Consider the following 2,199-nt stretch of genomic DNA (forward strand, 5'->3'; position numbering starts at 1 on the left):
TCCGCGCAATACGCGAAACTGCGCGGGCGTCGGTCGGCGAAAGTGGCGAACGTGTAGTCAATGCCGGCCAGGATGAAGTCCATGGGGACGCCGCTTGCCGTGAGTTCCTTGAGTGCTCGGTAGTCGTTTCCCTTGGCGAAGTAGGGGCGTCCCAGGTGCATCGTCATGCGCTGGTCGATGGCCATGTAGGGGTCGTCCTCATTCGTCCAAGCGCTTGGAGGAGTGGAAGTAGGCAGTTGGGTATCGTATGTGTCCACCTGGGCGTCGCTCGGGACTGTAATGTTTGCTGGCATGTCGAGAAGGTCGGCGAGGACATCACGCTCATCTTCCTCAATATGGAACACGCGCGCGTGCGCGCGATCTTCTTCGTCATCTAAGTTAGTGGATATAGTTAATGGATCTACTTCTGTGGTCCCACAGACCATACGTATGGTCTCTGTGACCATACCCTCCCCCCCTGATTTCTGGGGGTATAGTCTGTGTGACCATACCCTTTGGACAAGCATCATCTGGATGGATGATGGTGTATAAGTTTGTAAAAAACTCACCGCTCTCTTTCCGTCCACGAAACTCTTTCAGCAACAACCCTGCCTCAATCAATTCCCGCACGGCTCTCTGAATCGTAGACTTTGAGAATCCGACCTCTTCAGCTATCGTTCCATAACCAGGAAAACTTTGTCCTTCGCTATCAGCACGACGGCACAAATAGATGTATACCGCCTTTGCATGACCACTCACATTGGTGTCGTAGATTCGATTCGGAAATTGGCTGAACTCACTAATCCATCCCTTGCGAACCCGCCCTAATTCGACCATACGGTCTCCCCCTTCTCGACTGAGTTCGACACGATTCGAAGACGAAGCGGCAATGATGTATATATTTAACAGAAAACCACATATATCTATGCCTATTCGTCTTCAATTGACGAAAAGAAATAGCAAGGACGAACACCGAAGTATTCTGAAATTTTTTCTAGATCGTCGATAGTCAATCGTCTTTCTCCCGAAAGAATCTTCGAGTACCAGCTTGCGTTCTTCCCACAAACCAAGGAGATTTGACGTTTCATAACCCCTCTAGAAGCACGAAGTTTTTCGATTCGCTCTACTACAGAGTTCATATCTAGCACCTTCCCAGGGCCACACCTAAGATGATTTTACCAATATGCCTTTATGGATTGTCAATATTTCTATCCTTATAAGCAAATAGATTTTCCGTACCGGAAGTCGTCATGTAACTTCGAAACCAAAGGAGAACAGTGAGTGGTGGGGGATGCATTGGACTACAAAGAGTCTTTGGGGAAGCGTCTTCGTTTAGCGCGACAACGCGCAAGGTATAAGCAAAAGGACGCCGCCAAAGCGGTTGGAGTCCATTTTAGCACGATGGCCAAGTACGAGGCCGGTATCCGTGAGCCTGACTTCGAAACGATCACCAAGCTTGCCCGGTTATATGGCGTGTCTACGGAATACCTCATGACTGGAGAGGCCTCCTCTTCGGAGAACGAAATCGAACCCATGCAGCTCAGTGTGCTTGGCAACTATGTGCGTATCCCGATTTTGAAATCGATGCGGGCAGGTGATGATCTCGCTCTTCTCGAGAAATTTGCCACTGAATTCCTTTTTGTCGACTCTTCTGCATTATCTGGGTATCGTGGCTTTGCAATTGAAGCCCAAGATACACGCATGCTCGGCGACCATATCCTCCCCGGAGATATTCTGATCATCAAAGCGAATCACGAACCCGCTCTGTCAGATATCTGTTATGTCTCTGTCAGGGGCGAAAATGGTATCCTCGGTCGGGTTCGATGTTTCGAGCATCTCTGTTGTATCTACTTCAGCAATCCGCAATTTGACGCGATTATCTGTCGCGATATCGACGTTGATGTCCTTGGCATCGTAACAGAGGTCCGGCGTAAAATTCACAAGTGATGAAAATGAACAATCCGCCCGCGCATTCCCCTTCCCAGGCGCGTAAGCGCCGGGAGGGGGTCAAAACGAGAAGTCCTGCAACAGCGTGTACGGGTCCTGTGAAGGCTCCCACGCCATGTCCACGCGGCGCGCCTTGATCTCCCAGTCCACGATCCACTGTGCCAATTGCCCCGCCGTCACCGGTCCGTTCGGGTCCGTCATCTGAATGCCCAAGTCGGCCGCGTACTTCGACTCCGGGTCTCCCGGGAATACACACGCCAACCCAACCCACTG

General features: G+C 50.8%; 4 protein-coding genes and 2 pseudogenes. 2 read left to right on the top strand and 4 right to left on the bottom strand.

What is annotated here, in order from left to right; genetic code table 11:
- Nucleotides 1-185: pseudogene (locus tag BW934_RS15300) on the bottom strand (helix-turn-helix domain-containing protein); the annotation flags it as partial.
- Between the two features lie 51 nt (nt 186-236).
- Here BW934_RS15300 and BW934_RS15305 point away from each other — a divergent pair.
- Complete coding sequence (locus BW934_RS15305) at nt 237-377, top strand: hypothetical protein (RefSeq protein ID WP_234969860.1); 141 nt, start codon at nt 237-239, stop codon at nt 375-377.
- Between the two features lies 1 nt (nt 378).
- On the opposite strand, the gene BW934_RS14580 is transcribed toward BW934_RS15305, so the two are convergent.
- Both BW934_RS14580 and BW934_RS15545 read right to left on the bottom strand, forming a co-directional pair.
- The gene (locus BW934_RS14580; protein ID WP_076349315.1) at nt 379-816 is read right to left on the bottom strand and encodes a helix-turn-helix domain-containing protein; all 438 of its coding nucleotides are present in this window, start codon (nt 814-816) and stop codon (nt 379-381) included.
- Nucleotides 817-908: 92 nt separating this feature from the next.
- On the bottom strand, nt 909-1,118 hold the full coding sequence (locus BW934_RS15545; RefSeq protein WP_076349317.1) for a helix-turn-helix domain-containing protein: 210 nt from the start codon (nt 1,116-1,118) through the stop codon (nt 909-911).
- A 142-nt stretch (nt 1,119-1,260) separates the two neighbouring features.
- Between BW934_RS15545 and BW934_RS14590 the strand changes: the two genes are divergently transcribed.
- Nucleotides 1,261-1,926: a helix-turn-helix domain-containing protein gene (locus tag BW934_RS14590; RefSeq protein ID WP_076349319.1), complete on the top strand. Its 666-nt coding sequence runs from the start codon at nt 1,261-1,263 to the stop codon at nt 1,924-1,926.
- A 60-nt stretch (nt 1,927-1,986) separates the two neighbouring features.
- Here the strand turns inward: BW934_RS14590 and BW934_RS14595 are convergent.
- Nucleotides 1,987-2,199 (bottom strand): annotated as a pseudogene (locus BW934_RS14595) (hypothetical protein); the annotation flags it as partial.

Source organism: Alicyclobacillus vulcanalis (assembly GCF_900156755.1).
Taxonomy (GTDB): domain Bacteria; phylum Bacillota; class Bacilli; order Alicyclobacillales; family Alicyclobacillaceae; genus Alicyclobacillus; species Alicyclobacillus vulcanalis.